The 3154-nt window shown below is 34.1% G+C and carries 3 protein-coding genes; all 3 read right to left on the bottom strand.

Annotated features, from left to right (window positions below):
* Positions 1-140: 140 nt before the first annotated feature.
* Genes VIL26_08970 through VIL26_08960 form a run of 3 tightly spaced genes read right to left on the bottom strand, consistent with a single transcriptional unit; the run spans position 141 to position 2869 of the window.
* Positions 141-935, bottom strand: coding sequence for an ABC transporter ATP-binding protein (locus VIL26_08970; GenBank protein HEY8391057.1), 795 nt, complete (start codon positions 933-935; stop codon positions 141-143).
* A gap of 2 nt (positions 936-937) precedes the next feature.
* The gene (locus tag VIL26_08965; GenBank protein ID HEY8391056.1) at positions 938-1879 is read right to left on the bottom strand and encodes an ABC transporter permease; all 942 of its coding nucleotides are present in this window, start codon (positions 1877-1879) and stop codon (positions 938-940) included.
* Positions 1880-1900: 21 nt separating this feature from the next.
* Positions 1901-2869, bottom strand: coding sequence for an ABC transporter substrate-binding protein (locus VIL26_08960; GenBank protein HEY8391055.1), 969 nt, complete (start codon positions 2867-2869; stop codon positions 1901-1903).
* Positions 2870-3154 lie beyond the last annotated feature (285 nt).

Raw genomic sequence — 3154 nt, 5'->3', positions numbered from 1 at the left:
TTTTTGTTCAGTTTTTTCTAAAGTGTTTACGCCGCTTTTTATATGCAAATCATTTTTTTAATTATCAAACATACCGTGTTTTGTTTCCAGCATTTTAGCCACAGGTGCAGGTGATAACAGATGATTAATTTATATATTTTTTACGCTAACAACATTCTGTCATTGACAAGCTCGCTGCCAGCATTTTGTTCAAATTTCTTTAATAAGTCCTCAACTTTTAACGATCGCTTTTCTTCGTCTCTTGCTTCATAAATTATATTGCCTTCATGCATCATAACAAGTCTATTGCCGTATTTAATTGCATCTTTCATATTATGAGTAATCATTAGGGTTGTTATGTTGTTCTCTTGAGTAAGCTCTTGAGTCAATTCCTGAACTTTATATGCAGTCTTAGGATCAAGCGCTGCAGTATGCTCATCCAGCAATAATATTTTGGGCTTTACTAAAGTAGCCATTAATAAAGCCAAAGCCTGTCTTTGTCCTCCACTTAATAGTCCCACCTTGGATGTCATTCTGTTTTCTAGTCCCAGATCAAGGCGTTTCAACTGTTCTTTATAAAAGTTTCGTTCATTACTTGTTATTGCCCACCTTAATCCGCGATATTTACCACGGCGAAATGCCAGCGCCAAATTTTCTTCAATTTCCATTGACGAAGCAGTGCCCATCAAAGGGTCTTGAAACACTCTTCCGAAAAACTTAGCTCGTTTATATTCAGGCATTCTGGTTATATTAATGTCATCCAGAATAAGTTCGCCTTCATCAATTGAATAAACTCCGCTTATAACATTAAGCAAAGTAGACTTGCCAGCACCGTTACCGCCTATAACTGTTATAAAATCTCCGTCATTAATATTGAGATTAATTCCTTTTAGTGCTTGCTTTTCATTTATTGTTCCTTGATTAAAGGTCTTGTAAACATTTTGAATTTTCAGCATAATTATTCCTTATTATTGGTCATAAAATTTTGGGCTGATTTATGACATTTTTTATGACGATTGCTATAAGCTGTTTTGAGCTTGGGCAAAGCCAACGCTAAAACAACTATAATCGCAGTCAATAGTTTCAAATCTGACGCTTCAAAGAAATTAGCGTTGATTACTATAGTTACTAAAACTCTATATAAGACGCTGCCTAAAGCAATAAAAGTCAGCTTTAGCCAGAATGGGAATTTTTGGCTCATAAAGGTTTCGCCAATGATAACAGAAGCAAGACCTATGACAATAGCACCTATACCCATATTGACATCTGCATAATTTTGTTGTTGAGCAACCATTGCACCTGACAACGCTATCAACCCGTTACTTATCATAAGTGCCAAAATTTTGGTATTATCAGTATTGATACCCAAAGCTCTGCACATCTTTTCGTTATTTCCTGTTGCTCTTATTGCACTGCCTTTTTCTGTTCCGAAAAACCAATATAAAATTGCTATAATAATAGCCACAACCAAAACTCCAATGATTGTTGTAGCATATAGCTTTGAGATATTAAAAATCTTTTGAAAATATGTTATGACTGTGTCAAATCTCAATATATTTTTATTAGAAGATCCGCCCATTATTCTAATATTAATAGAATATAAAGCTATCATTGTCAAAATACCAGCTAAAATAGGCGGAATTTTGAGTTTGGTATTGATCAAACCTGTACAAAGACCTGCAAGCATACCTGCCAAAAATGCAATAAAAGTAGATAATATAGGTTCTAATCCCGACGCTATGAGCGTGGCTACCATTGCTCCACCTAATGTAAAACTACCTTCAGTAGTCAAGTCTGCAAAGTCAAGTATTCTGTAGGATATAAAAACACCAAGCGCCAACAATGCCCATAATATGCCTTGATTGGCGCCGCCAATAATTGATTGTAAAAAACTATTCATCAAGTTATCCTAAACTATTAATTATTTTGCTCTATCTAATACCGATTGAGGTATAGTGAAATTAATTTCGTTGGCAACTGTTTGATTAACCGAGAAGACATATTCTTCCAAAAGCTCCACTGGCATTTTGGTAATATCTTGGCCTTCTACTAAAACCTTGAATGCCATACGAGCAGTTTGCTCACCTAGCTTATAATAATCTATACCGTATGTTGCCACGCCGCAAAGATCATTCATTCCTATTTCACCGCAAACAATAGGAAGTTTTTTTGTATCTTTATTAACCGAATGAACTGCAGCAGAGGAAGAGGCTAGCATATTATCAGTAGGAATATAAACAGCATCTATATCTGATTCCAGACCACCAAATGTTATCTGCAAATCATTAATGTCATTAATAGCTTTATCTACTAATGTGATTCCTTCTTTCTGGCAGACTTCTTTAGCCATTTCATATTGTATTTGTGAATTTCTTTCAGCTTTATTATATATAGCGGCAATCTTTTTTACATTGGGTACCAATTCTTTAATGAGCTTAATCTGTAATTCTACAGGATTGAGATCAGAAGTTCCGCTTACTTTATATTTTGGCTCTTCGTTGCTTTGAACCAAGCCAGCATCTACAGCATCTGTAACTGCTGTAAACAAAACAGGTATTGTATTATTAGAAGCTGCTACCGCAGCCTGTGCTGCAGGAGTCGCTATTGCCAATATAAGATCAACATTATTTGCAATATGTGTATTGGCTATCGTGGTACAATTGTCTATATTGCCTTGAGCATTTTTGTTATTATATTTTACAGTCTTTCCTGCTTCTTTCATCAGTTTGTCAAGTTCAGTTCTAAATCCTTCGTTTGCTGCATCCAAAGCAGGGTGTTCAGCTAGCTGCAGAATACCTATAGTATAATCTGTTTTTTTAGAACATGCATTAGTAATCAAAAATGACATGCTGAATAAAACAGCTAATAATATGGTTATAATCTTTTTCATTTTAAAAATCCCCCAAAAGGATAAATATAAAGTCAAATTTAATAATCAAAAACTGTTAATTTATTATATCAACAACTATATTATCCCGTCAAACACTTTTATCTAATAAATTACGAAAGTGTAATTAAAGCAGTCCCTTATATTAAAAGGAACTGCTTCACGATAAGGGGTGAGATGTATTTAAAATATAAACTAAAAAGATTAATTATTTAATCCTGATTTTTATTTTCTATATCTAAATAGGTGTTTGGTAAGATCTTTCCGCTAATTTCAGCCTCTTCTTTT

It is taken from the genome of Clostridia bacterium (genome assembly GCA_036562685.1).
Taxonomy (GTDB): domain Bacteria; phylum Bacillota; class Clostridia; order Christensenellales; family DUVY01; genus DUVY01.
The sequence above is the reverse complement of the archived record's forward strand: the minus strand, read 5'-3'. Positions and strand labels throughout refer to the sequence as shown.